Annotated in this window: 1 protein-coding gene; it reads left to right on the top strand. The window is 46.4% G+C overall.

Annotation, left to right across the window (positions count from 1 at the left end; all coding sequences use genetic code 11):
- A partial coding sequence (gene ahpF, locus FTT75_RS15675; RefSeq protein WP_180186820.1) for an alkyl hydroperoxide reductase subunit F occupies positions 1-1,151 on the top strand: 1,151 nt, incomplete at both ends.

The raw sequence follows: 1,151 nt of genomic DNA, 5'->3' as shown, positions 1-1,151 counted from the left end.
TTCACCTCACTGATTCTGGCTTTACTACAAAGCTCTGGTTATGCACCGAAAGTATCTGCTGAAGTTTTAGAGTCGATTAAAGGCTTAGGAATCAAATCTGATTTTGATGTATTTGTATCACTCAGCTGCCATAACTGTCCGGATGTGGTTCAAGCCTTAAACCTGATTGCAATTTACAACCCGGGCACAACAGCCACCATGATTGATGGGGCATTCTTCCAGGATGAAGTGGAAGAACGCAAAATCATGGCGGTGCCGATGGTGTTCCAGGACAACCAGCATATCGGTCAAGGTCGTATGACTTTGGAAGAAATCGTGGCAAAACTGGACACCAACTCTGCAGCAAAAGAGGCCGAAAAGCTCAATGCCAAAGACGCTTTTGATGTACTGGTGATTGGTGGTGGCCCTGCAGGGAATACCTCTGCGATCTATGCTGCACGTAAAGGCATTAAAACTGGAATCGTGGCTGAACGCATGGGCGGTCAGGTCATGGACACCATGGACATCGAAAACTATACCTCGATTCAAAAAACCCAAGGTCCCAAGTTTGCTGCTGAAATGGAAGCACATGTACGTGAATACGGTGTTGACATCATGAACCTGCAACGTGTATCCAACATCAAAGGTGCTTCTGAGACTGCAAATGGCTTGGTTGAAGTCACTTTAGAAAATGGTGCCAAACTGGAATCGAAAACCGTGATTCTGTCTACAGGTGCACGCTGGAGAGAAATGAACGTTCCGGGTGAGCAGGAATACAAAACCCGTGGTGTGGCCTACTGCCCACACTGTGATGGTCCTCTGTTTAAAGGCAAACGTGTTGCGGTAATCGGTGGGGGTAACTCTGGTGTTGAAGCTGCGATTGATCTTGCAGGGATTGTAGAGCATGTGACTTTGGTTGAGTTTGATAGCAAGCTTCGTGCGGATCAGGTATTGCAAGACAAATTAACAAGCTTGCCAAACACCACGGTGATTAAAAATGCCTTGTCGACTGAAGTGGTGGGTGACGGTTCACAAGTGACTGCACTGAAATACAAAGACCGTACAACTGACCAAGAGCACACTGTTGAATTGGCTGGTATCTTCGTACAGATTGGTTTGTTGCCGAATACCGATTTCTTAAAAGCAACAGCGGTTGAATTGTCAAATCGTGG

Origin of the sequence: Acinetobacter sp. YH01008, from assembly GCF_013420435.1 — a bacterium.
GTDB classification, from domain to species: domain Bacteria; phylum Pseudomonadota; class Gammaproteobacteria; order Pseudomonadales; family Moraxellaceae; genus Acinetobacter; species Acinetobacter pseudolwoffii.
The sequence above is the reverse complement of the archived record's forward strand: the minus strand, read 5'-3'. Positions and strand labels throughout refer to the sequence as shown.